Annotated in this window: 28 protein-coding genes, 1 tRNA gene and 2 pseudogenes; 12 read left to right on the forward strand and 19 right to left on the reverse strand. The window is 34.2% G+C overall.

Annotation, left to right across the window (positions count from 1 at the left end; all coding sequences use genetic code 11):
* Positions 1-190: 190 nt before the first annotated feature.
* Positions 191-856 carry a hypothetical protein gene (locus tag N3Z16_RS03760; RefSeq protein ID WP_282486789.1) on the reverse strand — a complete coding sequence of 222 codons (666 nt, stop codon included), beginning with the start codon at positions 854-856 and terminating at the stop codon, positions 191-193.
* A gap of 120 nt (positions 857-976) precedes the next feature.
* On the opposite strand from N3Z16_RS03760, the gene N3Z16_RS03765 reads away from it, so the two are divergent.
* Positions 977-1,052 (forward strand) — tRNA-Ala (locus tag N3Z16_RS03765).
* Positions 1,053-1,087: 35 nt separating this feature from the next.
* Here N3Z16_RS03765 and N3Z16_RS03770 read toward each other — a convergent pair.
* The 11 genes from N3Z16_RS03770 to N3Z16_RS03820 form a co-directional block, all read right to left on the reverse strand.
* Positions 1,088-1,564, reverse strand: a complete 477-nt coding sequence (locus N3Z16_RS03770; RefSeq protein WP_282486790.1) for a F0F1 ATP synthase subunit B family protein — start codon at positions 1,562-1,564, stop codon at positions 1,088-1,090.
* Positions 1,564-2,040: an ATP synthase subunit B family protein gene (locus N3Z16_RS03775; RefSeq protein ID WP_282486791.1), complete on the reverse strand. Its 477-nt coding sequence runs from the start codon at positions 2,038-2,040 to the stop codon at positions 1,564-1,566. The genes N3Z16_RS03770 and N3Z16_RS03775 overlap by 1 nt, the downstream gene beginning before the upstream one ends.
* Before the next feature lie 16 nt (positions 2,041-2,056).
* Complete coding sequence (locus tag N3Z16_RS03780; protein WP_410519476.1) at positions 2,057-2,275, reverse strand: F0F1 ATP synthase subunit C; 219 nt, start codon at positions 2,273-2,275, stop codon at positions 2,057-2,059.
* Between the two features lie 106 nt (positions 2,276-2,381).
* On the reverse strand, positions 2,382-3,110 hold the full coding sequence (locus N3Z16_RS03785) for a F0F1 ATP synthase subunit A (protein ID WP_223938499.1): 729 nt from the start codon (positions 3,108-3,110) through the stop codon (positions 2,382-2,384).
* A gap of 6 nt (positions 3,111-3,116) precedes the next feature.
* Positions 3,117-3,383 (reverse strand): AtpZ/AtpI family protein, encoded by a 267-nt coding sequence (locus N3Z16_RS03790; RefSeq protein ID WP_282486792.1) that lies wholly within the window; start codon positions 3,381-3,383, stop codon positions 3,117-3,119.
* A 13-nt stretch (positions 3,384-3,396) separates the two neighbouring features.
* Complete coding sequence (locus N3Z16_RS03795; RefSeq protein WP_282486793.1) at positions 3,397-4,095, reverse strand: DsbA family protein; 699 nt, start codon at positions 4,093-4,095, stop codon at positions 3,397-3,399.
* 234 nt (positions 4,096-4,329) lie between these two features.
* Positions 4,330-5,172: an enoyl-CoA hydratase/isomerase family protein gene (locus tag N3Z16_RS03800; protein WP_282486794.1), complete on the reverse strand. Its 843-nt coding sequence runs from the start codon at positions 5,170-5,172 to the stop codon at positions 4,330-4,332.
* Between the two features lie 213 nt (positions 5,173-5,385).
* Complete coding sequence (locus tag N3Z16_RS03805) at positions 5,386-6,201, reverse strand: IS91 family transposase (RefSeq protein ID WP_282486795.1); 816 nt, start codon at positions 6,199-6,201, stop codon at positions 5,386-5,388.
* The gene (locus N3Z16_RS03810; protein ID WP_282486796.1) at positions 6,198-6,515 is read right to left on the reverse strand and encodes a transposase zinc-binding domain-containing protein; all 318 of its coding nucleotides are present in this window, start codon (positions 6,513-6,515) and stop codon (positions 6,198-6,200) included. The genes N3Z16_RS03805 and N3Z16_RS03810 overlap by 4 nt, the downstream gene beginning before the upstream one ends.
* Before the next feature lie 73 nt (positions 6,516-6,588).
* Positions 6,589-6,843, reverse strand: a complete 255-nt coding sequence (locus N3Z16_RS03815) for a hypothetical protein (RefSeq protein WP_282486798.1) — start codon at positions 6,841-6,843, stop codon at positions 6,589-6,591.
* A 121-nt stretch (positions 6,844-6,964) separates the two neighbouring features.
* The gene (locus N3Z16_RS03820; protein WP_282486799.1) at positions 6,965-8,203 is read right to left on the reverse strand and encodes a 3-hydroxyacyl-CoA dehydrogenase; all 1,239 of its coding nucleotides are present in this window, start codon (positions 8,201-8,203) and stop codon (positions 6,965-6,967) included.
* A gap of 6 nt (positions 8,204-8,209) precedes the next feature.
* Here N3Z16_RS03820 and tnpA point away from each other — a divergent pair, with 6 nt between their 5' ends.
* Positions 8,210-8,647, forward strand: a complete 438-nt coding sequence (tnpA, locus tag N3Z16_RS03825; RefSeq protein ID WP_282485546.1) for an IS200/IS605 family transposase — start codon at positions 8,210-8,212, stop codon at positions 8,645-8,647.
* 43 nt (positions 8,648-8,690) lie between these two features.
* Here tnpA and N3Z16_RS03830 read toward each other — a convergent pair whose 3' ends face one another.
* From N3Z16_RS03830 to N3Z16_RS03840, 3 genes are all read right to left on the reverse strand, one after another.
* Positions 8,691-8,846 carry a 3-hydroxyacyl-CoA dehydrogenase NAD-binding domain-containing protein gene (locus N3Z16_RS03830; protein ID WP_282486801.1) on the reverse strand — a complete coding sequence of 52 codons (156 nt, stop codon included), beginning with the start codon at positions 8,844-8,846 and terminating at the stop codon, positions 8,691-8,693.
* An 86-nt stretch (positions 8,847-8,932) separates the two neighbouring features.
* Positions 8,933-9,781, reverse strand: a complete 849-nt coding sequence (locus N3Z16_RS03835; RefSeq protein WP_282486802.1) for a division plane positioning ATPase MipZ — start codon at positions 9,779-9,781, stop codon at positions 8,933-8,935.
* Positions 9,768-11,282, reverse strand: a complete 1,515-nt coding sequence (locus N3Z16_RS03840; protein ID WP_282486803.1) for a leucyl aminopeptidase — start codon at positions 11,280-11,282, stop codon at positions 9,768-9,770. The genes N3Z16_RS03835 and N3Z16_RS03840 overlap by 14 nt, the downstream gene beginning before the upstream one ends.
* A 302-nt stretch (positions 11,283-11,584) precedes the next feature.
* On the opposite strand from N3Z16_RS03840, the gene N3Z16_RS03845 reads away from it, so the two are divergent.
* The 10 genes and pseudogenes from N3Z16_RS03845 (at position 11,585) to N3Z16_RS03890 (ending at position 21,116) form a co-directional block, all read left to right on the forward strand.
* Complete coding sequence (locus N3Z16_RS03845) at positions 11,585-12,238, forward strand: amino acid ABC transporter permease (RefSeq protein ID WP_282486804.1); 654 nt, start codon at positions 11,585-11,587, stop codon at positions 12,236-12,238.
* Positions 12,235-12,957 carry an amino acid ABC transporter ATP-binding protein gene (locus tag N3Z16_RS03850; protein WP_282486806.1) on the forward strand — a complete coding sequence of 241 codons (723 nt, stop codon included), beginning with the start codon at positions 12,235-12,237 and terminating at the stop codon, positions 12,955-12,957. The genes N3Z16_RS03845 and N3Z16_RS03850 overlap by 4 nt, the downstream gene beginning before the upstream one ends.
* 219 nt (positions 12,958-13,176) lie before the next feature.
* Entirely contained in the window at positions 13,177-14,094 is a 918-nt protein-coding gene (gene rimK, locus N3Z16_RS03855; RefSeq protein WP_223938488.1) for a 30S ribosomal protein S6--L-glutamate ligase, read from the forward strand.
* Between the two features lie 11 nt (positions 14,095-14,105).
* Positions 14,106-15,128 (forward strand): succinylglutamate desuccinylase/aspartoacylase family protein, encoded by a 1,023-nt coding sequence (locus N3Z16_RS03860; protein WP_282486808.1) that lies wholly within the window; start codon positions 14,106-14,108, stop codon positions 15,126-15,128.
* Positions 15,128-15,604, forward strand: a complete 477-nt coding sequence (locus N3Z16_RS03865; protein WP_223938483.1) for an ATP-dependent zinc protease family protein — start codon at positions 15,128-15,130, stop codon at positions 15,602-15,604. The genes N3Z16_RS03860 and N3Z16_RS03865 overlap by 1 nt, the downstream gene beginning before the upstream one ends.
* A gap of 250 nt (positions 15,605-15,854) precedes the next feature.
* A complete protein-coding gene (locus N3Z16_RS03870; RefSeq protein WP_282486810.1) occupies positions 15,855-17,411 on the forward strand; it encodes a Gfo/Idh/MocA family oxidoreductase in 1,557 nt (518 codons plus the stop codon).
* A gap of 40 nt (positions 17,412-17,451) precedes the next feature.
* Positions 17,452-18,816: a nucleotide sugar dehydrogenase gene (locus N3Z16_RS03875; RefSeq protein ID WP_282486811.1), complete on the forward strand. Its 1,365-nt coding sequence runs from the start codon at positions 17,452-17,454 to the stop codon at positions 18,814-18,816.
* Positions 18,800-19,984, forward strand: a complete 1,185-nt coding sequence (locus tag N3Z16_RS03880) for a DegT/DnrJ/EryC1/StrS family aminotransferase (RefSeq protein ID WP_282486812.1) — start codon at positions 18,800-18,802, stop codon at positions 19,982-19,984. The genes N3Z16_RS03875 and N3Z16_RS03880 overlap by 17 nt, the downstream gene beginning before the upstream one ends.
* A 162-nt stretch (positions 19,985-20,146) precedes the next feature.
* Positions 20,147-20,365, forward strand: a pseudogene (locus N3Z16_RS03885) (DDE-type integrase/transposase/recombinase); the annotation flags it as partial.
* 367 nt (positions 20,366-20,732) lie between these two features.
* A complete protein-coding gene (locus N3Z16_RS03890; protein ID WP_282485819.1) occupies positions 20,733-21,116 on the forward strand; it encodes a hypothetical protein in 384 nt (127 codons plus the stop codon).
* A 10-nt stretch (positions 21,117-21,126) separates the two neighbouring features.
* Here the strand turns inward: N3Z16_RS03890 and N3Z16_RS03895 are convergent, their stop codons facing one another.
* From N3Z16_RS03895 to N3Z16_RS03910, 4 genes and pseudogenes are all read right to left on the reverse strand, one after another.
* Positions 21,127-21,531: a hypothetical protein gene (locus N3Z16_RS03895; protein WP_282485820.1), complete on the reverse strand. Its 405-nt coding sequence runs from the start codon at positions 21,529-21,531 to the stop codon at positions 21,127-21,129.
* Between the two features lie 250 nt (positions 21,532-21,781).
* A pseudogene (gene ettA / locus N3Z16_RS03900) lies at positions 21,782-22,987 on the reverse strand (energy-dependent translational throttle protein EttA); the annotation flags it as partial.
* Positions 22,988-23,010: 23 nt separating this feature from the next.
* Positions 23,011-23,661, reverse strand: a complete 651-nt coding sequence (locus N3Z16_RS03905) for a transaldolase family protein (RefSeq protein ID WP_282486813.1) — start codon at positions 23,659-23,661, stop codon at positions 23,011-23,013.
* Positions 23,662-23,663: 2 nt separating this feature from the next.
* Positions 23,664-24,521 (reverse strand): ParB/RepB/Spo0J family partition protein, encoded by an 858-nt coding sequence (locus N3Z16_RS03910; protein WP_282486815.1) that lies wholly within the window; start codon positions 24,519-24,521, stop codon positions 23,664-23,666.
* Between the last annotated feature and the right edge of the window lie 7 nt (positions 24,522-24,528).

The following is a 24,528-nucleotide window of genomic DNA, read 5'->3' on the forward strand; positions in this document are numbered from 1 at the left end:
TTAGTTTCTACCACAGAATATACATCTACTGCAGAAAGAGCAAAGCAAAAAAGAATCTACCTCGAAGATCTGGAGATAACAACTAACCACATCTGAATTAAAATTACGTATCGAAAAAACAGAAAACCTAGCGGCTCTAAAGTCCCTTTGTAATTGGTATTGATTCAAGATAAAACAATACTAAATAAATCTAGGTTTCTCTGGCAAGAATAGCTTGAAGAAACTGGGCCTCTCTATTTTCTCTTATCGATTTTTGGTGATATTTTGTTATTATATAGCCTGCATGCGGGAGCAAAAAATCAGTGTTTTGGATAATTAATTCTTTATCTTCCAAGAATATTTTTTTTACATTTTCAAAATAATCTTCTATATCAGAAGCAAAGGCTATAAAACCGCCAGTTTTCAATTTCGACTTTAAAAATTCTACGCGCTCTTTATTCATTAGGCGTTTTTTCATATACCTTCTTTTATGCCAGGGATCTGGGAACAAAACATAAACTCCTTCTAAGGAACGGTTCGGAATATCTTTTAATATCATATCTACATCATTAGGCCAGATCAAGAAATTGTCGTTTTGACTTTTAGCAACCAGTTTCAAAAAACTAGCTATACCATTTAAGTAAACCTCAACTCCAATATATAAATTTTCAGGGTTTATAACAATTTGATTAAATAAGTGTTCTCCCATACCAAAACCAATTTCTAAATATTTTTTTTGGTGACTTTTAAAAGTCACCAATTCGTTGGAAAACAGGTATGTGGGTAAAACATTTGCAAGAAGTTCTTTATTTTGATTAGAAAGTCTTTTACCTATTCTTCTTGCGAAAGTCCTGTTTAGCTTATTAAATTCCGGCATTACTTTATTTTTTATCGCTTCTTAAGGTTTTTAATGTTCACTATATATTTACTATTTTGACAACTTCAATAACTCTATTGCAAATAAAGCATATTTATTTATAATGGGTTACTAAATGATGGGGTCATAGCTCAGTTGGTAGAGCGTTTGAATGGCATTCAAAAGGTGAGGGGTTCGATTCCCCTTGACTCCACCATGTTTGTTTAGGTTTGACAAAAATTATTATCTAGGTTAATTCTTTTGCTTTATGAACCTGTTAATAATTTCTTCGTCAGATACAGCGTTGTTTTTTGATTCCGCTAAATAGCTGCGAACTAAATTAATTACAGTTTCGGTGAATTCATCCCTTAATTGCTGGGTTATTTTTGATTTTTCATTTTCAATAAGTTTAACGGCCTCTTCGCTTTTTCGAGTCAAAGCTATTTCCATTTCTTTTGTTCTTTTTTCAATCAATTTCTCAGTACTAGCTTTTGCTTTATTAATTATTTGCTGTTTATATTCCTCAAAGTTTTCCATCTCTTTTTGCGTTTCTTCAAGGAGTAGCTTAGCTTCAGCTTTAATTTTTTCAGTTTGAGCTAGTTTATCTTTTATCTCATTAATTTTAGCATCTAAAGAATTGATAATTGCTTTTTTGATAGGTTTATAAGCAAAATATAAAAAAACAATAAAACTAACTGCTATCCAGAAATTCTCATCAAAAAAATGCATTATTTTTCCCTATAAATTTTTTCTAGCAACTTTAAGTCAGCAGGTTTGTCAGTAATTTTCTCAATTATAAATGCCGCTAAATCAATGCAACATTTATTCTCGTGTTGATGAAAAGAAGTAAGGTATTTTTGAGCATCTAAAAAAGATTCTTTAGTTTTTTTAGATAAAACTCTACTCAGCTCTACATTTCTATCTGCAAAATGGTCATCTAACGAATCGAGAGCCTCTTTTCGAAATTTTTCAATTTCAACGTTGAATTCCCGGAGTTTCATTTCCTTTTCTTTCCGCAAAGATTCAGCCTTACCGTAATCATTTTCAGAAGCAATTATGTTTTCTTCTAAATAACGATTACGATTTATCATTATACTTTCGGCTTTTGGAGCAATTATTCTGCTTATTGCAATGTAAAGAACTCCAAAAACCAATGTTAGCCAGAATAACTGCGTACCAAAACTCGATACATCAAATTGAGGCATATAAATTTCCTTCGTGTTATGTAAAAATTAACAACATTGCGATAACAAAGGAAAATAGCCCCATCGCTTCAGCAAGGCCAGCACCGATAAAAGCCATACGCTGTAATTGGTCAGATGCTGAAGGGTTACGAGCTATTGAGTTTAATAATGAGCCGAAAATGTTCCCTACTCCAATAGCAGCACCCAGCATTCCAAATGCCATAAGGCCAGCGCCGATAAATTTAAGAGCCATCATAGATTCCATATTTTTCCTCCTTGAAATTCTAAATTAACTAAAATCAAAGCTAAGTCCTATCATCCTTTTCCCCGATATAGACCAGCAAGACTGCTATACTTATATATCAGTGTAAATTAATTGCATCATTTAAATAAACACATGATAATATAGTAAATATGTAAGCCTGTAAAATTGCAACGAAAATTTCAAACCCTATCAATACAGAAATAAAAGGTATTGGGAAGATTTTCAAGTAAAATGCCATAGACACAATAAAACCAGCTATGACTTTAAGTAATACATGACCAGCAACCATATTTGCAGCTAAACGCAGTGACAAACTTACAGGTCTTGCAAGATAAGCAAATAATTCAATTAATACCATTAAAGGAGCTAACCACCATGGAGTTCCGGCCGGTAAAAATAGAGAGAAGAAATGAAATCCATGGAGTATAAATCCGAGTAAAGTAACTAGTAAAAACACCATCATGGCAAGTGCAAATGTAATGGAAATATGGCTGGTAACAGTAAATCCATAGGGTATCATACCAAACAGATTACATACCATAATAAACATAAATAATGTAAAAATTAAAGGAACAAACTTTTTGCCTTTAACCCCTACGTTTTGATTTACAGTATCAGTAATTAAATTGTAGAATAACTCCCCGCTAAGCTGCAACCTTGTTGGCACTAATTTCTTGTTCTTAAAAGCTAAAGTAAAGTAAAGAATGATAAAAAAGCTAGCTATAATCATAAATAAGGCTGAGTTCGTCACAATAACGTCGTGCCCAAATAATTGAATATTTGCTATTTCTTTTATTTTAAATTGGTCTAAAGGGCTGTGTTTCATATTAATTCAATGAATTTTTATGTATTTTCTCCAAATGGATCTGAAAGCCGCTATAGAAGCAAGTATAATGCAAAGTATAAGAAATAAAGGTTTAGAACTAAATAATTTATCGAGCAAAATCCCCACTACTACCCCAACTATAACACCAGCAACAAGTTCTGATGCGATATCAATAATTGGAGAACTGGCATGTTTTTTGGAGGATATACTGAGTTGTTCTTCTTTTATTTTTTCTATCCTTTTTTTTACTCCTTCTATATTATTATCTGTCATAACTCAAAAGCAATTAATTATCAATAGTTAATTCTTTATCAATAGCTTTTGATAATTCCTCAAAAGTGTATTTTTCATTAAATTGTTTTCCATTTATAAAAAAACTAGGAGTGCCGATAAAGGTAGGCAAATTAGTTACTAGTTTGGTATTCTCCATTAGTATTTTAATCTTATTTTGATCGTTTAAGCAGGTTGAAAAATTTTCTGGCGAAACCCCACCCAAACTACCTATATTAGTTAAAATCTCACGATAATTTTTGCTGAAGGCCCAGTTATTTTGCTGATTTAAAATGACTTCTAAAAATTTCAGATAAGTATCGGTATGGCCGCTGCACCTTGCAAGAATAGTGGCATCCAAATCTTGTTTATTGCCGATAAATTCTCTGATTACATAAGCAATTTTATTAGTATCAATATATTTTGCTTTTATTTCTGGAAATATTTTTTGATGGTAATGCACACAATGAGGACAAGTTGGAGCGAAATATTCTACTAATACAATTTTACTTTTTGGATCACCAATAACTATGTCGTCAGTAGATACTACCGATAGACTACGTACATAATCCTTATTTCCATCTTCTTCCTCGCAGATTTTTAATTTCTTGGTATACTCTTCTATTTGGGTTTTTGCCGGATCATCCACTACTTGCTCCTGGTCACAAGCAATTAAGGTAAAAGCAATTGCTAAAAATAATATTTTTTGTGTCATGAGAACTCCCCTCTAGAAACCAATAGGTATTTTTCTGTATATTCTACTTTTTTATTATAAGCAGTTTATCATAGTGTCCAAAGATTTATAACTTTAAAAATAACGATTAGCTATAATGATTAACTAGGTTGGTTTTTTACCCACAACAAACAAGCCTTCTTCTGGTAAATATTCTGAATTTTATATAGCTTTCATTAAACTTGGTGCTTCTATTATTAATTAAAGTCATATGTGCTACACAAATTTACTGATTCTTTCTAGGCTAATTGGAGTAGATGCTAGTTGTAAGAATTTTTCTTTTTCCAAGTCTAATAATTCGCCTTCAGTTACGGATTTTTTATCGATTATTTTTTGGAAAAAATTCATTATATCGATTTGTAATTTATCGAAACCGCTATGATCCATTTCATTAATTAAACTTATTTGAGGTAGGTCAACTTGGCTGCTATTAGAATAAGCATTTTGGAACTTTTCTTGAAAAGCTTGTTCTAGAATTAAATTTTTATTCATGTTGATTGCCGTTTTTACTGAATAATCTATAGCAAAATAGTCTACAGAACTGGATTTATTCTGAAAAAGTATATTTTTTAAGTTCGCCAGTAATTTGGTTTTATTGCCCTGGCTTCTAAGGAACATTTCTTTAGTCCCCCCCCAGCCTGGTATTAAACCCACACCAAGTTCTACGAGCCCACTATTTAAATTCTGATGAGCAACTACAAAATTTGAATGAAGGAGAATCTCACACCCCCCCCCGAGAGCTGATCCTCTAGCGCAAGATATAACAGGAATCTTGGAATACTTTAAGCGTAGCATTGCTTTCTGACCAAGCTGCAGGAGTCCTTCTATTAGTTTGAAATTTTTGCCCTCTATAGCTTCTTTAAAATATTTTAAGTTGGCACCAGCAGAAAAATTATCTCCTAAAGGAAATATATATAAAGCTTCGTTTTTATTTTCACAGTAATCTATTGCCTCTATCATTAAATTAAATACCTTACTGTCTAACGAATTCATTTTTGATTTAATAACAAAAACATGATGGTTGTCTATAAGTTCCAAGCGAGCTGAATCATTATTCAAGATTATTTTATAGTATAGGAATTTCAAAATTTGTAACCAGAAAAATTGTTAATCAAAACTTTGAAAATTCGTTTAATAAAATGTAGTTACAAGCCACAATATTAGAAATTATCAACACTTTTATAAAAATCTCTGCCAGAATCTATCTAAAAATAGGTTCAGTTTTACAAATTATGTGGCTAAGACGTGAAAGAAGTGTTCGCCATAATGATGTTATCTAGGCGTTGATAATAATTCATTGATTCTTATTAATAACAATGGCGGAGATAAACCGTAATAAACTTGCCGCAGATTCATACATTTATTGCAATTATAGCAAAACAGAGGATCTATTTTAAAATTCAACCAAATCATTAATCTCCAACTAATGAGCTTAGTTTTCTTATGAACGATTTGATTAATTGCCTTATATACGATAGGTAATTGTACGCCCCTAGTTCTATTAGATAAAAAACCGTAATACCTAATCATTCGAAAATAACGATCTGGTATATGCATAATCAGACTAGCTATGAACTGCATCACGGGCATAGTTATGCGATCAATTGTATTATTATAGTGATCAAGAAATTTAAACGTTACCTGCTTTCCGTCGTAATTTTCTATTCTTGTCTCGGAAATAGGGGGGCGTTTTATATACCGCCCTAAATATTCTATGTTGCGTTTATGATCATCCGATGGTTTTTGTAAATAAACATACCAACTGATTTCGTATAAACTACTCATCCAGTTATTAAAATTCTCAGCATTTTGATATGCGGACGGCAACTTCAAATTACTTGAGATATATTGAAAGCGAAATAACTCAAGGACTCTATGTCTCCACATTTTTTTAATAGGTTCGGCAGGAAAAAATAATTTTTGCCACTTGCCTTTGCTATTTATACCGCCGCAAGTAACCGATAAATGGATATGAACATTACGTTTTAAATCTCTACCGAAAGTGTGTAAGGCAGTAAATATACCAACCACAAGATTTTTCTTTGTAGCTATCTCCTTAATAATTCCTGCTGCAATACTGGAAATCAATCCAAACGATCACGATTGAGCCAAAATATCGGCCATAAAGAGTCCGGCATTGTAAATGTAATGTGCTGCCATCGTGTTTTTGGTAGAACATTGCTAGCCTTACTCACCCATTGATCCGTTTGTTTCTTACCACAACGAGAACAAAACCTACCTTTACAGCTGAATGCTACCGATTTATTGCGGTTACAATCACGGCAGCTATAACGTTTAAATCCTAAATATTTCGTTCCACACGATATAACTTTAGTGACGTTGAAAATAATGCCGTATCTTAGCTTGCCGTATTTTTTAGCGAAATCGAGACCAATTACCACGGTCTAGAAAAATATGTTTTATAGATATTCCTTTACCGACTATTTCCATAAATTACTTATAGTTAATGTTTTCTTACCAAGGAATCTTTCTTCCTTTGCGTTCTAAATCAAATTCTTTACAATCAGGGCAATAGTAAACAGAATTATGCTTATGATTGGGAGATATTTTTCGCAACATTATCCAGAAAGCCTTGGCTATTTCCTTATCTCCTTCGGAAAAAATCTTTTTGATACTGCTGTAAGGAATTGCTTGCTCTTTAGAAATGGCCTTAAGAGTTTTTACCGCTAATTCATTGACCAAATGCTGCTCAGAGTGCAAGTTACTCATAACTCAATTATATATTATCTTATGTATGTCTAACATTCAGTCTTTATAACTCAAGTTAAAACAAATCAAATACCAGTATTATAATCCTCCATAAATATTTATCGGTCAAGAGTATCTTCTTTTAAGCTGCCACCGATAGGTGGCTTATCTTGTAGCCTTGCTGTTCCTTGCCATAAGAGTGATTTTTAATATTGTCAGGAATTTTCTGGTTAAGCTCTTTTAATTTCAACCACCTCTCTCCTTTATCTGGCATTTTACTTAGTAACTCAAATGGCCCGTATTTTAAACTGTATCCTAGCTTCATTGCTTTATCTATATCAGTTTTGCTCTCGGTTACTGTTGGAATAAGAGAAATAACATATGAAAAGAAATCGGCAAGGATATCAGATACGAATTTACTGTATTTATCACCGCAATTTAAAACCTCTTGGATATCCTTATATTCAACGATAGAGGGAAGAGGATCATAATCTAAATTATCAAAATTAATTACCTGTTTCGCTCTTTTCCCTTCTAGATTTTTTATTAATCTATAAAAACCACTGCTTGATTTTCTTCCTAGAAAATTTCTGGTTTTCATCTCTTCAAGAAATGTAATAGGAAAACAAGCTTGATGATATTTGTCACTACTTGGTAAGGACTCTAATAATGACGCAGATATTAAGTTCATTACATCATGACCGATCAGGTCATATAATCCGAAAATGCCAGTACTTGGAAAACCTAGGAATTTTGAGAAAATATAATCTATTTGTGCAGGATTCAAATTTTCTTTGATCCCTTTGCGTACTGTTAATTCAAGTAAAAAACAGCCTATTCTATTAGCAATAAAACCAGGTGTATCGTTGCAATATACAATTGTTTTTCCCAGTGATTTTTGAAGGAAATTGGATAATTCGGATACCATTTCCCGAGAGGTTTGAGAGTCAGTAATAAGCTCGACTAACTCCATATATCTTGGCGGATTGAAAAAATGGGTAATCACAAAATTTTTACGGACATTATCAGGAAGTTTTTCCTTTAATTGCGCTAAAGGTAGGGTCGAGGTATTGGATGCTAATATTGCTGTTGGTTTTAGGTATTTACTAACAGATTCATACAATTGATGCTTTATTTCCAGTTTCTCAACGATTACTTCAATAATTAAATCTGCTTCCCTTATTAGAGAAATGTCATCTTCTAAGTTCCCGATTTTTATATATTTTGCATAATTAGGATGGGACAATGGGGCAGGTTTTTGTGTAAATAACCTATCGTAAGCATCATTTACAATTTTATAGTCCCTTTGGTGGTGAAAACCTCCATCTTCCAGATGGAAAAGCTTTAGCTTGTCTAATGCGCCATGATGCGGTAGCATCATAAGTCTATGACTTACTATAACAAAAGATCACATTCAGTTTTTTATCATCGTTATCATATAGTATGGATAACGAAATATCGCTATAAGGTACTTACTTACGACATAAAAAAACGTGTTCGGGAACTAGTGTTACAGGTAGCTGAGGAAATGAGTATAAAGATAGAAAATGGCGTTGTATCAAGCGACCATGTCCATATATTTGCAAATATTCCTCCGCATATTAAAATTAGTGAATTTGTTCAGAAAGCTAAGGGAAGATCATCTAAAAGAATACAGGAAGAATTTCCGATACTAAAAAAGAAATACTGGGGTAGACATTTATGGGGCAGAGGATACTTCAGTTCAACTAGCGGTAATGTTACAGATGATATGATTAACGAATATATCAACAAACACACTGACGCTCATGAGACCGACTTTACTTCAAATATTAGGCTAGAATGAGCTTTAGCTTGATAAGCGACTTCTAGTCGCAAAGATCAAACTTTCATCTCTCAGATGAAAGTGGTTGATTTTTATTACCTGAATCATTATCGGCAATATCGAGTAAAATAACATTAGTTTTAGAATTAGCAACTTGGGCAGCAATACCGCTCCCCATTACTCCTGCTCCAATAACGCAAACCGTTTCTATTTTCTGCATAACTCTTCCCCTATATGTACACTTTTTAAAGATTAATTTATACCCAAATCTTTACCGGCAGTCGCAAAAAATATTCGAAAAAAATGTTATGATCCTGCTGCAACTACCTCTTTTTTCTCAAGGTTTTTTACTCCCAAAGCTTCAAGAAAGGATCTCAATTCCTGCCTTGCTGCTACGTGAGAAATACTAAAAGTTTTATTGAAATTTGCTACTTTTAAATCAAGAAGAGTCAAACCTTGGGGAAACAATTCCCTAAAAATAACTCTTTCGCTAAAACCAGGAGCAATACGAAAAGAAATTCTTTTTGATAATTTCTCAAGTGTGTCATTGACGTTTCTTTTATTATGAGCATCGAGGTTTGCAAGTCGATTCCTAAGCACTACCCAATCAATTGAGCCTTTATCCCTTGCTGCCCTTTCCATTTTTTGTTCCCACATCATTTGGCTGTAAATGGATGGTTTTAATATATCAAAGGTTTCACCGTCTATTTTGGCCATTACATCTAAATCTAGAAAACTATCGTTTACGGGAGTAATTACCGTATCCGCATAAGAATGGGCAAATCTTGACAAATGGGTATAACTTCCAGGCGTATCAATTACTACGTAATCTGTAGAATCTTTAATCTGATCTAGGATCTGATTAAAACGATTTTTTTCTTCCTCTTCTTTTTCAGTAACGTTCTGCTTTGTGCTTTCCTGGATATGAAAATGCACTGGCATCAGCACTTTGTTATCAGGATTTTTATCGTTATACAATTTTCGATTATTTATATAACTGCTTAATGACCCCTGACGAGAGTCTACATCAATACTTGCGATGTTATACCCCCGCTCAAGCAAACCTATAATCAAATGCATTGAACATGTAGTTTTTCCAGCACCGCCTTTTTCGTTGCCAACAACAAAAATATGAGGTTTCTTATTTGGACTCATAATTGTCTTTTACAAATTGATTTAATAACCTTACGCCAAAACCTACAGCTCCTTTAGGGCAAATTGGATTTGTTCCTTTTTTATCATAGGCAACCCCTGCTATATCTAGATGTGCCCATTTTACTCCGGTGTTGATAAAGCGACCTATAAAATGTGCAGCAGTAGAACTACCTGCTAAACCTTTTTCAGAACCAATATTTGCCATATCAGCAACAGTTGATTTGAGCATATCGTTATAGTCCGGGTGCAAAGGCATACGCCATAATTTTTCATTAGTTTTAAGAGAGGCGGCAATCAGCTTGTGTGCTAGTTCATCATCATTTGCGTAACAGCCAGCATATGTATTACCTAAAGAAATTGAAATTGCTCCCGTTAAGGTTGCTATATCCACTATACAAGCTGGTTTAAAGTTTTGTTGGAGATAGGTTACGCAATCACACAGAACTAAACGTCCTTCAGCATCGGTGTTTAGAACTTCTACAGTTTGGCCAGACATAGTCCTAACGACATCACCAGGTCTTTGGGCATTTCCTCCAGGCATGTTTTCAACCAAACCTACTATACCAACTACATTAATTTTAGCATTTCTAAGTGCTAGAGCTTTGATGACCCCGACTACGGAAGCAGATCCGCCCATATCATATTTCATGTCTCCCATACCAGCAGCCGGTTTTAATGAAATACCACCAGTATCAAAGGTTACCCCTTTACCAACAAAACATATTGGATCACTATCATCGTCTAATCCGTTATACTTCATAACCACTAATTTGGATTCGTTAGAAGAACCTTGGCCCACTCCAAGTAGCGCTCCCATACCAAGGCTACGCATTTGGCTTTCTCCCAGAACATCTACATCAATACCAAGTGGTTCTAATTTTTCTAATATTCTTTCGGCATAACTTTCTGGATACAAGATATTTGGTACTTCATTGATGCAATCCCGAGCGAAGAATACTCCTAAAGCCAAAGATTTTTGCTCTTCAAAAAGTTTAAGAGCGTGTTCGTGATCATCAACTATGATGTCAAAATCTTCGGTGATGAATTTTTCCTCGTTACTTTTCATTGTTTGGTATTTATCAAATCTGTAAGAAGCAAGTAATGCTCCGCCGCCGAGCAAAGCTGCAATTTTTTCCTGTTTAAGATGCCCTACTTTATTTGGTATCCGGATTCCAACTGAAGATGCTTTACAAGAAGTAGCAAGCAAGTGGATTTTTCCCCCTATTTCCTCAATTCTTACTTCTGAGACATGATCTTCTGAACCTAATGCAATTAAAATGAGGTAACGTACCTCGCCGTCTTTATTTGTTGTGGTTAGAATTTTTGAATAACCGTATTCTGGTTTAAAAATTCTTTTATCCTTAATAGTTTTAGATATAAGTCCATGATGTTTTTGATCAATTAACAGAGTCTCAGAATCTATTTTTAGCTGGTCATTGATAATAATTGCTATAGCCTCATTATTATCCAGGTCTTTATTTTCGAAAGAAACTTTTAACATTGTGCTTATCCTTTATATAATCAAAAATATAAGTATATAACTACACTCTGGGGTTGACAATATAAATTCAAACCCCTGCAAGTTATTTATAAGGCCTCGGGTACAAAAGGATAAAAATTTTATTTTTGTCCTTCAATAAAACGTGTTTTTATCTCAATAATACAAGATTTTATTATTATATCTAAAATTGGAGGAAATGCAGGAAATTATTGACGTAAAAGCTATTTAGTAATATCATTCTTGGTTCGCTGATTGGTAGCTTGTTTCTCGTTAACTTATAGTTTACTTAGTTTATTTTATTCATGTATAGCGATTTAGTGGCATTTTGGCCTCATCTTTATTATATAATTGAAGGTACTGGGGTTACTTTACAATACAGCATTGCTTCGGTATGTTTCGGCCTGATAATCGGAACATCGCTTGCCATTTGCAAGACTGCCGACAGTAAATTACTCCGACTATTTGCCATTAGTTATACCTCAGTTTTTAGGGGTACGCCAATGCTTGTCCAGTTAACCATAATCCATTACGGCTTACCTAGTTTACTTGGAATTAAGATCAGTATATTTGTTTCCGGCGTGGTGGCATTTTCTTTAAATTCCGGAGCATATGTTTCGGAAATCATTAAGGCCGGAATTAAAGGAATTGACAAAGGGCAAATAGAAGCAGCGAAAGCTCTTGGCATCCCACCGGTGCTTAGAATGAAAGACATAATTTTACCTCAGGCTTTGCGTAATATTCTACCGGCATTAGTAAATGAGCTAATCACTTTAATCAAAGAATCAGCACTAATATCGGTTATAGGGGGTATGGATATAATGAAAAGAGCTCAAACTGTTTCTACAGAGACTTACAGTTACTTTACTCCGATGTTAACAGCAGCCGTTACTTATTACATAATGGTTATGATAGTCAGCTCCTTTGCTAAAATTTTAGAAAGAAGATTAGCTTTATGATAGCGCTCCAGAATGTGTCAAAAAGCTTTGCAGGTCAGCAAGTTATTTCTGATATTAATTTGGTTTTTGACAAGAGAGAAACGGTCGTTATAATCGGCCCTTCTGGAAGTGGGAAATCGACTTTAATACGTTGTATAAATAATTTAGAAAACCCCACAACCGGAGCTGTATTAATAGACGGGAAAAAACTAACAAGACGTAATAGAGGAAAGTTATGCTTTAAGATTGGTATGGTTTTTCAGCAGTTCCACCTTTTTCCGCACATGACTGTTTTAGAAAATTTAACCTATGGGCCAATTAACGTTATTAAAGCCCGCCTAAAAGAGTCAGAGGAAAAAGCTAAGGGCCTGTTAAAACAATTTGGTGTCTTAGAAAAAGCTTACTTTTATCCGATGGATTTGTCCGGCGGCCAAAAGCAAAGGGTTGCAATAGCACGTGCATTGATGATGAACCCTGAAATTATGCTATTTGATGAACCTACTTCTGCGTTAGATCCTGAAGTGGTGAAAGATATAATAGAGATCATTTTTCAGCTAAAAAATCAAATAACGATGATAGTTATTACCCACCATGTAAAATTTGCAAAAATTATTGCAGATAGAGTAATTTTTATGGATCAAGGAAAGGTTCTAGCAGACCAGCCGGCAAATGAGTTTTTTAAAAAGCCAAATTCACATCGAGCACGGTTATTTCTACAAAATGTGGTTGACTTGATATAGATTCAAGATTGTGATGGGAATTAACCAGCTAACTTTAACAAATAAAACCACAAAGTGTTTTAATAACAACAATAATAGCCATGATTTATAGCAAATCTTTGGTAAGATTTGCTATTATATATACTTAAGACCGATTTGATAGTGTATACCTACTAATCTTAATAGAAAAATTAAGATAAAACTTATAAATTTAAAACAAATTTTTATGCACCAGGCAAAATGAAATTAGGTATATTGTCAAGAAGTAAAAAGATTTATTCGACAGAAAGGTTAGTTGAAGCAGCGGAAAAAAGAGGACATGAAGTTAAGGTAATCGATGTTCTAAAATGCTATGTGAATATTACCGCAAATAAGCCTGATATTTATTATAAACACGACTTCGAAAAATCTAAATTGGAATTTGACGCAGTAATACCAAGGATTGGCTCCAAAGTTACTTCTTATGGCTCAGCTGTTCTAAGGCAGTTCGAAGTTTCCGGTGTTTATTCTTTAAATGGATCGGTTGCAATTACTCGGTCTAGAGATAAACTTAGAGCGCACCAGTTACTGGCAAGAAAAAATATCGCTATGCCTATAACTAGTTATGCCCACTCGGCAAATGCAACTGAAGATCTTATAGAGTTTGTCGGCGGTGCTCCTCTAATTGTTAAAGTTCTAAGTGGAACTCAAGGAAGGGGAGTATTGCTTGCAGAAACTAACAAAGCAGCTGAAAGTTTAATTAATGCTTTTTTAAATTTAGAAGCAGATTTTTTGGTCCAGGAATTCATTAAAGAAGCTGGAGGTTCCGACATTAGGTGTTTTGTAATTGGAGATAAAGTTTTTGCCGCTATGAAACGCCAAAGTGCCGATGGTGATTTCCGTTCCAATTTACATATTGGTGGCAGTGCCGAACCTGTGAAACTTAGGCCTGAAGAAAGAGCTGTAGCCGTAAAAGCAGTAAAATCTCTAGGTCTTGATGTAGCAGGAGTAGATATTGTAAGATCATCCCATGGGCCGTTAGTACTGGAAGTAAATTCATCTCCTGGTTTAGAAGGCATAGAAAAAGTAACTGGCAAAGACATTGCAACTGCAATTATAGAGCATATAGAAAAATTTGCTGTTAACCGATTAAAAAAAAGAAGTAACCAGAAAGTGTAAAATTTTAAACTATGGATACAGAAAAAGGTTTTGTTATTAACGGGGTAAAAATAGAAAAAGGGCAAAGGAAACAATTGGAGATTGTAATTGCCAAGTTATATGACCATACAGATATAACAATACCGGTAGAAGTGATTTGTGGAAAGGAAAGCGGCCCTGTAATGTTTGTTAGCGGAGCTATCCATGGTGACGAAATTAATGGAGTGGAATCAATAAAAAGACTGCTTTCTCGCAAAAAAATTCTTTCCTATATAAAAGGTACTCTGATTGCTGTGCCGATTGTAAATGTTTTTGGTTTCAATCGCAATGTTAGATATCTACCGGATAGAAGAGATTTGAATAGAACATTTCCTGGTTTCAAAAACGGTTCCCTTGCTGCGCGAATAGCCCATATTTTTATGAAAGAAATAGTCATGAAATGTCAATATGGTATTGACCTTCATACCGGTAGCGCTCATAGGTTTAACCTTCCACAAGTCCGAGGGTGCTTAGAGAATCCTGAGGTAGAGAAGCTAGCAAAAGCATTCGGAGTTCCAGTAATTTTGAATTCTAATATGAGGGATGGATCCCTGCGCCAGGCAGCGTTTGAAAAAGGGATAAATATTTTGCTATTTGAGGGTGGAGAAGCCTTAAGATATGACGAGAAAATAATTTCTTCAGCGGAAAACGGAATTATTGCCGTTATGTGTGAAATTGGTATGATTGAAAAAAAATCAGTTAGGTCAAGACTACCAAAATCCAGGGAAGTGTTTAGGGCTGAATCTAGCCATTGGATTCGAGCTCCAATTAGTGGAAGTCTGCAAGTGAAGAAAAAAATTGGTAATAAAGTAAATAAAGATCAAATACTCGGGATAATTTCAAATCCGTTTGGCACGGAAAAAACCTATGTTAAAGCAAAAAAAACCGGAATTATTATTGGTATTACGATGATGCCTCTTGTTAGCAACGGGGATGCGTTATTCCACGTAGCAACATTTGATAATATAAGAGCTGTTGCTGAAGAGGTGCTATATTTCGAGGAGGAATTAGAATAATGCTAACTAAAGAATCGTTGCTGGTAGGTTGGAGGGAATGGGCCTCTCTGCCAATGTTAAATACTCCTTTGATAAAAGTAAAAATTGATACAGGAGCAAAAACTTCGGCTCTTCACGCTTATGATTTAGAAATTTTAGAAATGAGCAACAAAAAATACGCTAAATTTGTAATTCATCCTTTGCAAAAGAACGAAAGTATTACAAGGTGTGCCATAGCTGAAGTTATCGATAGCCGGGTAGTTAGAAGCTCAAATGGCCATAAAGAAGAACGTGTAGTTATTAGATCACCGATAAAAATAGGTAATCATTATTGGGATATCGACATAACACTTACAAAACGCGATATAATGCGTTATAGAATGCTTCTGGGACGAGAAGCTATGAAATCTCTTCTTGTTAATCCAGGTAGATCTTATTGCCAAGGAAAAGTACCTTCTAAAAAAGCTAGGCTTGAATATGGAAATAATTATGCTTAGAAGGCCTATAACCAGTAACTTACCCGATAATAGCTATTTCTCAGTATCTTACATGCCCCGAAATTCATTTAAAAATGATTATCAATTTGGTATAGGATTGCTATTAACGTCTAATTTTAAATTAGAAATAATAACTTGTAAGAATTAGTGTTATAATATACATATATCTTGTTTATCATGTTTCTTAAAAAAATTAAATCTGACTAAAATGGTAAATCAGATTTACAATGTAATTTTATAAAAAATATGTATGGGAAGTGCTATTAGAGTTGCCGTTATTGGATGCGGTTATTGGGGAAAAAATTTAGTACGGAATTTCTTCGAACTGGGGGGGTTATATGCTGTTTGCGATGAAAAAAAAGTGGTCGCTAAAGAAATGGCTGAAACTTATAATGTTAAAGCGTTGACATTTAATGAAGTTATCGAAAGTAATGTAGATGCTGTAGTAATAGCTTCACCTGCGTCTAAGCATGCTGAGCATGTAAAACAATCACTACTCGCAGGTAAACATGTATTTGTGGAAAAACCGATTGCAATAAGTGTAAAAGATGCAGAAGAGCTTTGTTTAATAGCAAATAAAGTCAATAAAAAGCTAATGGTAGGTCATCTTTTGCAATACCACCCTGCTTATCAAAAATTAAAACAACTGGTTTCAGAAAATAAATTAGGGAAATTACAATACATATATTCTAATAGGCTTAGTCTAGGAAAAATAAGAACAGAAGAAAATGTTCTCTGGAGCTTCGCTCCACACGATATATCAATGGTGCTAGGTATTGTTGATAGTGAACCTGCCCAGGTTTGGTCTTCCGGTTCTTCTTTTTTTGATAAAGAAATAGAAGATATAGCAACGTTGCACTTATTATTCAAGAACGGTCTTAAGGCTCATATATTTGTTTCATGGTTTCATCCTTATAAAGAACAAAGATTTGTAGTTATCGGAGACAAGTCCATTGCAGTTTTTGATGATTGCCTGCCATGGGAAAAGAAACTGCAACTATATAATCATAAAGTTAAGTGGGAAAATAGCTTTCCCGTTATAGAAAAATCTAACCCTATTCCTGTTGAGTTAAATGAAGTCGAGCCTTTAAAAAATGAATGCCAACATTTTTTAAATTCCATTATAGAAAATAAAAATCCTCTAACTTCTGGTGAAGAAGGATTAAAAGTTTTAAGAGTTTTAGACGCAGCTGAAATTTCTTTAAAAAAAAAGGGTTCGGTTAATTTAGAATTAAAGGACAATAGTTATTTTGTCCACGAAACTGCAATTGTCGATAGTGGCTGCGTGGTAGGTGCAGGTACAAAAATATGGCATTTTTCCCATATACTTAAAGGTACGAAAATTGGAGAAAATTGCGTTATTGGGCAAAATGTCATGATAGGACCAGATGTTGTAGTGGGCGCCCGCTGTAAGATCCAAAATAATGTCAGTTTATATAACGGCGTGGTTTTAGAAGAGGGTGTATTTTGCGGGCCATCTTGCGTTTTTACCAATGTAAACAACCCTAGATCTGAAATAGAACGTAAGGATGAATTTAGAAAAACTTACGTTAGAAAAGGAGTTACCATAGGAGCAAATGCTACAATAGTTTGTGGTGTAGAATTGGGAAAATATAGTTTTGTTGGAGCGGGTGCTGTTGTGACAAAGAATGTTAAACCCCATGCTTTAGTTGTAGGTAATCCTGCGCGCCAAATCGGATGGATGAGCCACTCAGGAAATAGATTAGGAGAAGATCTCTTATGCCCTCTTGAGAACAGAAAATACAGGTTAAATTCCGACAATGAACTTGAAGAAGTAATATCTTAAATAAATACAATTCATTTTTATAAGCTAATAAAAAAACAATATGGAATCTAAAGAAACAAAAGTGGTTGAAAGTGCTAATCAGAAACATGAGTTAGCCCAAGCTATACTCAGTAAAGAATGTACCATAGGTATAATGGGCCTAGGCTATGTAGGCCTGCCATTAGCCCGTGCAGTAGTTAACCAAGGTTATAATTGTATTGGTTTTGACAAGAACATAAAGAGAATAGAAAAATTAAACGCCGGTCTGACATACATAAAAACGTTAAGTAATGAAGACATAGTATCGTTAAATAAGAGCTCAAAGTTCTTTCCGACTACTAATGAGCATGATATTGCTAAAATGGATATAATACTTATATGTGTTCCAACACCGCTTACGAAAAATAGAGAACCTGATATGAACTATGTTTCTTCGGCAACTAAAACAATAGCGTCACAACTCAGGAAAGGACAACTGATTATACTGGAATCAACTACTTATCCGGGTACTACACAAGAGTTATTATCTCCTATGCTTGAACAAAGTGGTCTAAAAATAGGAAAAGATATATATTTGGCTTATTCTCCTGAACGCGAAGATCCCGGTAATGTTGCATATAATACTTCAACAATACCTAAGGTGGTAGGAGCGGATGATGACGATTCTAGAGAACTATCTACTATTTTTTACAAGCAAATAATCACTGCAGTTGCTGAAGTTAGTACCTCTGCTACTGCGGAGGCTGTCAAACTAACAGAAAATATTTTTCGTTTTGTAAATATTGCGCTTGTAAATGAATTAAAGTGTATATTTTCTAAAATGGATATAGATATATGGGAAGTTATTGATGCAGCTAAGACTAAACCTTTTGGTTATATGCCTTTTTATCCTGGTCCTGGCCTTGGAGGGCATTGTATACCTATTGATCCTTTTTATCTAACATGGAGAGCCAGAGAATTTGGCATGCCTACACAACTTGTAGAGTTAAGTGGGAACATTAACAAACAAATGGGTGATTATGTCATAGAGAAACTTCGTAAAGAAATGGATCTTCGTTTCGGTAAAGGACTAAGGAATAGTAAAATTCTAGTTATAGGAGTTGCGTATAAAAAGAATGTAGATGATTTGAGAGAGAGTCCTTCGTTAAAAATTATACAAGATCTTTTAGATAACAAAGCAGAAGTAGATTATTACGATCCATTAATTAGTACTATAGATCATGATAGTGAATATCCTCGGTTAGTAGGAATGAAATCAATATCACTAACTATTGAAGCTCTAAAGTCTCATGATGCAATAGTTGTATGTACGGATCATGATTCGGTAGATTATAAAACGGTTATAGAGAATTCTAACCTTATAATTGATACAAGAAACATATTCAAAAATGAAAATCTTGAGGGAAGTAATGTGGTCAAAGCATAATTTATCTGAAAACGGCGTTGAAATACCTATAATCAATTTTATTGATCTACAAGAGCAACAGAAAAAAATTAGGCTTCAAATAGATGAAGCTATAAAAAAGGTTTTAGATCACGGCACATATATAATGGGTCCTGAAGTAGCAGAACTTGAGAAAGACCTTTCCTCTTTTTGTGGAGTTAAACATTCAATTACTTGTTCTGATGGAACTGATGCTTTAGCTCTCGGTTTAATGGCTTTTGGAGTAGGTCCAGGTGATGCAGTCTTTGTTCCTAGCTTTACTTTTGCTTCTACCGCTGAAGTAGTAGCTTTAGTCGGAGCTACTCCAATTTTTATTGATGTCCTCCCAGAAACTTATAATATAAATGTTGAAAGTTTGAATAAAGGGATAGAACTTTCGAAAAGTCTTGGGTTAAGACCGGTGTGTATTATTCCAGTAGACTTGTTCGGCCAGCCTGCTGATTATGATAGCATTGCAGTTATAGCTAAAGAGCATAACCTTTGGGTTATGGCAGATGGAGCCCAAGCTTTTGGGGCTTATTATAAAAACCGTAGAGTAGGAAATATCGGAGATATAACTACCACCAGTTTTTTTCCTGCTAAACCACTTGGGTGTTACGGCGATGGGGGAGCGGTATTTACTAACAACGATGAATTAGCAACCAAACTAAGAAGCTTAAAGATACATGGGAAAGGATCAGACAAATATGATAACGTGATGATAGGTATAAATGGTCGCTTGGATACTATCCAAGCTGCTATACTTATTGAAAAGCTTAAAATATTTGAAAACGAAATTGCTGCCCGACAAAAAATAGCTAAATATTACAATGATAATATTACTGATATACTAAAAAAACCTCAAGTTATTGAAGGTGCAACTTCTGTTTGGGCTCAATACACGATGGTCCTTCCCGAAAATATTGATAGGTCTGAGTTAATGCTAAAGTGTAAAGAAGTTGGTATACCAACTTCTGTTTATTACATCAAGCCTTTGCATTTACAAAAAGCGTACAATCGCTACCCTATAGCTGAAAAAGGTGGTCTAAAAGTATGCGAGCATTTAGCTGAAAATGTTTTAAGTATTCCTATGCATCCTTATCTTAGTGAAGCACATCAACAGTATATTGTAGATAGGTTAAATGAGATTATTTTAACTTTAAACAAATAACACTATGAAAATAAGTCCCTTTTGCAAATAAAGAGGTAAAGGGATAAAATAATTGCTCTTAATAAAAATGAGGTACTAGTTCTATAAAATAGTATTGGAAACCTAAATTAGGACTTAGTTGGAGAATTGATGAAACTTATATTAAGGTAGGGTAAATGGGCATATCTTTACCGAGTTTTGGATAAAGATGGTAACACCATTGATTTCTATTTATCAAGTACCCGCAGTATCAATACAGCTAGGAGTTTTTTAAGTAAAGCATTGGAATTCATGGAGAAATATGTTCATCCCAAAACCATCAATACGGACAGAAATCCAACTTATAGCAAAGCAATTATTAAGTTAAAGAGAAGGTTTACATCTTTTAGAGTTAGAACATAGACAGGTTCAGAATGTAAATTGTAACTAGCTTGTGCCCCCCTATTGTAATGAACTATTGCCCCCGTAAATACCCAAAAAAACAGACAAAACCTCAAACTATTTTAGTATAAATATTAACCATATTAATATTAAGAATTAGATAATATTTATATACGTCGTGCCTTACAATACTGATTTACTACTTTACATTATTAGCTCCTCTAAAACTTTTATTGCCAGTTTCAATTATTTTGCAATGATGAGTAAATCTATCGATGAACTCATTGCGGGTTTGAATTTTTACGAAATAAAACCATTATAGCCTTGTATTTAAAAGGTTTGTAGATATATTGAGTATTCATTAATTTTATTTAAGTAACCAAATAGAATGAGCAGAATTAGACGATACAACAAGCTTCCTACTGTTTTGAGAGAAGATGAATTTAACGAATTTGTCTTACCGCATCTTAAAAAAGGCACACGTGGTCCAAGTAAAAAGATATCATTTTTCAAATTATTTAATTACATTCTTAAACTCATGCATACTGGTTGCCAATGGGAACAGATACCAATAGACAAAAATAAAGACGGCATGCCAGAAATTCACTATACTAATATCTATAATGCTTTTAAGTTCTGGGTTAAGCACGGATGCTTTGATAAGATTTTCGAAGCTTCGGTGGCAAGGTTATTTAAAGCTGGAATGCTTGATACTGATATATTACATGGTGATGGTACTTGTACTTCTGCTAAAAAAGGGGTGACAACTTAGGGTATAATGGTCATAAACACACTAAAGGAGACAAGGTTGTACCGTTTTGTGATAGAAACTGCAATGTTATTGCGCCTTTTGTTACTGCTCCGGGTAATAGGAATGAAGGAATCCTGCTTACTCCTGCAATATCAAACTTAAAAAAGATTGTAAAACTAATAGGTATAGATCTCAAGGAAAGTACCATGAGCTTAGATGGTGTATATAATTCACGTAAAAATCGTAAAGCAATTTTTAATCTTGGCATGACTCCTAATATGCCAGAGAATAAAAGGAGTCGCAAGAAATCTAAGCGAGGAAGAAAGCAAACTTTTTGCCGGAAAATCTTTAAAGAAAGGTTTAGAACGATAGAGAGAATATTTGCCTGGGAAGATAAATTCAAACGGTTGTTACTGAGATTTGAATTCCACAGCATAAACCATTATGCTCTGAAAACTATAGCCTACAGCATGGTTAACCTGCGGCATTTTTGTGGATAACGGCTAAGCATGGATTAAACAAGGTGCGGATGAAGCTAAAGGGAGAATACTGCCCAAATTGCCAAAAATTAAGCAATTTGATTATAAAATCATCAAAAATTCCAATACAAAAGCTGCAGTTCCAAAATCTTATCGACGAGAATAAAAACCCACCCGTTTTTAAACTATGAAACCAGCAATGAGTTCATCGTCTAAGTGATCTCTTGACTGATCTACATAACCAAGTTTTACAGTATCCCCTATATTAGCTTTTCCACTATCAGCCTGTATTTTACCAGTTAAAATATTAAACAGCGTGGATTTACCAGCCCCGTTAGGCCCAATTATACCAACAATCGCTCCAGGGGGAACTCTAAAACTAAAATCGGAAAGTAGCACTTTATCGCCAAATTTTTTCGATAAATTGTCAACCTCAATAACTAAATCTCCCAGCCTTGGGCCATTTGGTATAATAATTTGAGCAGTTCCATTAACTTCATCTCTCTTTTTATTAAGCAACTCTTGATAAGCATTTATCCGTGCTTTACTTTTTGCTTGGCGTCCTTTTGGAGAAGCTTGAACCCATTCCAGTTCTTTTTTTAGTTGTTTGGATCTATCTCCTTCTTCCTTTTCCTCTTTGCTGATTTTTTCATGTTTTTGCTTTAACCAAGCTGAGTAATTGGAATGCCAAGGCACACAATTACCTCTATCAATCTCTAATATCCATTCTGCAACATTATCTAAAAAATAACGATCATGGGTAATTGCAACAACAGTTCCTTTATATTCTTTCAAATAAGTTTCAAGCCAAGATACTGATTCCGCGTCTAAATGGTTAGTCGGTTCATCAAGTAAAATCATATCAGGTTTTTCAAGAAGCAACTTACATAAAGCAACCCGACGTTTTTCGCCTCCTGATATCTGATTTATATTGGCATTTTTAGCAGGGCAGCGTAAAGCGTTCATAGCAATCTCTATTTCTCTTTCAATTCCCCAACCGTCGCATATATCTATTTTTTCTTGCAAATCTGCCTGACGCGCAAGTAAATCATTCATTTCATCATCAGACATTTCTTCAGCAAACTTATTACTAACCTCGTTAAATTCATTAAGCAAAGCAGTTTTCTCTTTTAACCCCTCCATAATATTTTCAAAAACATTTTTTTCAGGATCTAAATGAGGCTCTTGAGGTAAATAACCAATTTTTATACCTTCAGCAACAAAAGCTTCTCCTTCATACTCTTTATCAAGGCCGGCCATAATCCTAAGAAGAGTTGACTTACCAGCCCCGTTATGACCTATTATGCCAATCTTAGCTCCTGGTAAAAATGATAACCAGGTTTCTTTTAAAATTTCTTTACCATTGACGGCCTTGCTCAAGCCCTTCATAACATAAACGTATTGATAAGACATTATTTATTCTCTTGATAGTTAATTTAAATTTGTTTTCCAGACTTTGCCCAATCTTCGTTAAATTTTTTCAGGCCAACATCAGTTAAGTGATGACTAACCATTTCTGATAAGACCTTAGCCGGTACAGTAATCACATCAGTCCCACAAAGCGCTACTTGTTCGATATGCTTAAGAGTGCGAATTGATGCAGCAAGTATTTCTGTTTTAATTCCATAATTATTGTATGCGGACCTTATATCAGCAATCAACCCTACTCCATCTTTACCAATATCTTCCAGCCTACCAACAAATGGAGAAACATAAGCCGCCCCAGCTTTAGCTGCTAATAATGCCTGATTCAGAGAAAAACATAAAGTCATATTTACTTTAATATTTTGTTTTGCAAAATATTTACAAGCCTTTATCCCATCCCACGTCAAAGGCAGTTTAATTACTAGATTATCATTTATTTCTAGAATTTTATTTCCTTCTACAATCATACTAGCATAATCATTAGATACCACTTCTATGCTAATATCTCCTTTCACAACGGTAGTAAGTTTAGAGATAATTTCTGTAAAACCCGTTGATACAGAAGACATCAAAGTGGGATTAGTGGTAATACCATCAATGATTCCATACTCATTAAATCTTTTTATTTCAGTGAGATCTACACTATCTAAAAATATTTTCATATTCAGTTGATTTTTGCTAGAATTGAATCAAGTTCTTCAAGGTTCGAGTAATAAAAAGATATTTTACCGCCGTTCCATGAATTTTCAACCACAACCTTTACTCCATATTTTTCACTAAGCGATTGGCCTAGGATTACAAGGTCATTATCTACATCAAGGACTTGGATATTGTGAGGTTTTTGCTTTCTTATTCTGTGTGATACCTCATTTTTTCTAGTTAGCTCCTCGGTTTGGCGAACATTTAAATCATTTGCTATTATTTTACCGGCCAATTCTTCTGCATTCTCAAGACCAATCAAGCATCTTGCATGACCCATACTGAGTTGGCCGTTATCAACCATAAGCTTAATAGATACCGGTAAACTATTTAACCTTAATAAATTTGCTACATGGCTGCGACTTTTACCAACTGCATCTGCTAGCTCTGCTTGAGTATAGCCAAATTCTTTAATTAATCTCTCATATCCTTCGGCTTCTTCTATGGCTGTTAATTCTTCGCGTTGGATATTTTCAATTAGGGCAATTTCGAGAATCTCCTTATTGGATAAATTCTTAATTATTACAGGAATTTCTGCCAAACCAGCCATTTTACAAGCTCTATACCTTCTTTCTCCTGCTATAATTTGATATTTACCATTAACAGTTGGCCCAACTATTATCGGTTGTACTAATCCATTACTTATTATTGAATTAGCCAATTCTCGTAGTTTTTCTTCATTAAAATTTTTACGTGGCTGGTATTTCCCTACTTCAATTTGTTCAATATTTAAAAGGTTATTTTGAGTAGTCCCTGTATCTACTGGTAACACTTCTTCTTTCAGTAATGATGATAACCCTCTCCCTAAAACCCTATTATTCATGTTCTAT

This window comes from Candidatus Megaera polyxenophila (genome assembly GCF_029982035.1).
In the GTDB taxonomy this organism is placed as follows: Bacteria; Pseudomonadota; Alphaproteobacteria; order Rickettsiales; family Rickettsiaceae; genus Megaera; species Megaera polyxenophila.

Bases quoted from the DNA above. Each gene is read 5' to 3' on its own strand.
- N3Z16_RS03760 (WP_282486789.1), bottom strand. From the start codon at position 856: ATGCCGGAATTTAATAAGCTAAACAGGACTTTCGCAAGAAGAATAGGT.
- N3Z16_RS03770 (WP_282486790.1), bottom strand. From the start codon at position 1,564: ATGCATTTTTTTGATGAGAATTTCTGGATAGCAGTTAGTTTTATTGTT.
- N3Z16_RS03775 (WP_282486791.1), bottom strand. From the start codon at position 2,040: ATGCCTCAATTTGATGTATCGAGTTTTGGTACGCAGTTATTCTGGCTA.
- N3Z16_RS03780 (WP_410519476.1), bottom strand. From the start codon at position 2,275: ATGATGGCTCTTAAATTTATCGGCGCTGGCCTTATGGCATTTGGAATG.
- N3Z16_RS03785 (WP_223938499.1), bottom strand. From the start codon at position 3,110: ATGAAACACAGCCCTTTAGACCAATTTAAAATAAAAGAAATAGCAAAT.
- N3Z16_RS03790 (WP_282486792.1), bottom strand. From the start codon at position 3,383: ATGACAGATAATAATATAGAAGGAGTAAAAAAAAGGATAGAAAAAATA.
- N3Z16_RS03795 (WP_282486793.1), bottom strand. From the start codon at position 4,095: ATGACACAAAAAATATTATTTTTAGCAATTGCTTTTACCTTAATTGCT.
- N3Z16_RS03815 (WP_282486798.1), bottom strand. From the start codon at position 6,843: ATGAGTAACTTGCACTCTGAGCAGCATTTGGTCAATGAATTAGCGGTA.
- N3Z16_RS03820 (WP_282486799.1), bottom strand. From the start codon at position 8,203: ATGATGCTACCGCATCATGGCGCATTAGACAAGCTAAAGCTTTTCCAT.
- tnpA (WP_282485546.1), top strand. From the start codon at position 8,210: ATGACTTACTATAACAAAAGATCACATTCAGTTTTTTATCATCGTTAT.
- N3Z16_RS03830 (WP_282486801.1), bottom strand. From the start codon at position 8,846: ATGCAGAAAATAGAAACGGTTTGCGTTATTGGAGCAGGAGTAATGGGG.
- N3Z16_RS03835 (WP_282486802.1), bottom strand. From the start codon at position 9,781: ATGAGTCCAAATAAGAAACCTCATATTTTTGTTGTTGGCAACGAAAAA.
- N3Z16_RS03840 (WP_282486803.1), bottom strand. From the start codon at position 11,282: ATGTTAAAAGTTTCTTTCGAAAATAAAGACCTGGATAATAATGAGGCT.
- N3Z16_RS03845 (WP_282486804.1), top strand. From the start codon at position 11,585: ATGTATAGCGATTTAGTGGCATTTTGGCCTCATCTTTATTATATAATT.
- N3Z16_RS03850 (WP_282486806.1), top strand. From the start codon at position 12,235: ATGATAGCGCTCCAGAATGTGTCAAAAAGCTTTGCAGGTCAGCAAGTT.
- rimK (WP_223938488.1), top strand. From the start codon at position 13,177: ATGAAATTAGGTATATTGTCAAGAAGTAAAAAGATTTATTCGACAGAA.
- N3Z16_RS03860 (WP_282486808.1), top strand. From the start codon at position 14,106: ATGGATACAGAAAAAGGTTTTGTTATTAACGGGGTAAAAATAGAAAAA.
- N3Z16_RS03865 (WP_223938483.1), top strand. From the start codon at position 15,128: ATGCTAACTAAAGAATCGTTGCTGGTAGGTTGGAGGGAATGGGCCTCT.
- N3Z16_RS03870 (WP_282486810.1), top strand. From the start codon at position 15,855: ATGGGAAGTGCTATTAGAGTTGCCGTTATTGGATGCGGTTATTGGGGA.
- N3Z16_RS03875 (WP_282486811.1), top strand. From the start codon at position 17,452: ATGGAATCTAAAGAAACAAAAGTGGTTGAAAGTGCTAATCAGAAACAT.
- N3Z16_RS03880 (WP_282486812.1), top strand. From the start codon at position 18,800: ATGTGGTCAAAGCATAATTTATCTGAAAACGGCGTTGAAATACCTATA.
- N3Z16_RS03890 (WP_282485819.1), top strand. From the start codon at position 20,733: ATGAGCAGAATTAGACGATACAACAAGCTTCCTACTGTTTTGAGAGAA.
- N3Z16_RS03895 (WP_282485820.1), bottom strand. From the start codon at position 21,531: ATGCTGTGGAATTCAAATCTCAGTAACAACCGTTTGAATTTATCTTCC.
- N3Z16_RS03905 (WP_282486813.1), bottom strand. From the start codon at position 23,661: ATGAAAATATTTTTAGATAGTGTAGATCTCACTGAAATAAAAAGATTT.
- N3Z16_RS03910 (WP_282486815.1), bottom strand. From the start codon at position 24,521: ATGAATAATAGGGTTTTAGGGAGAGGGTTATCATCATTACTGAAAGAA.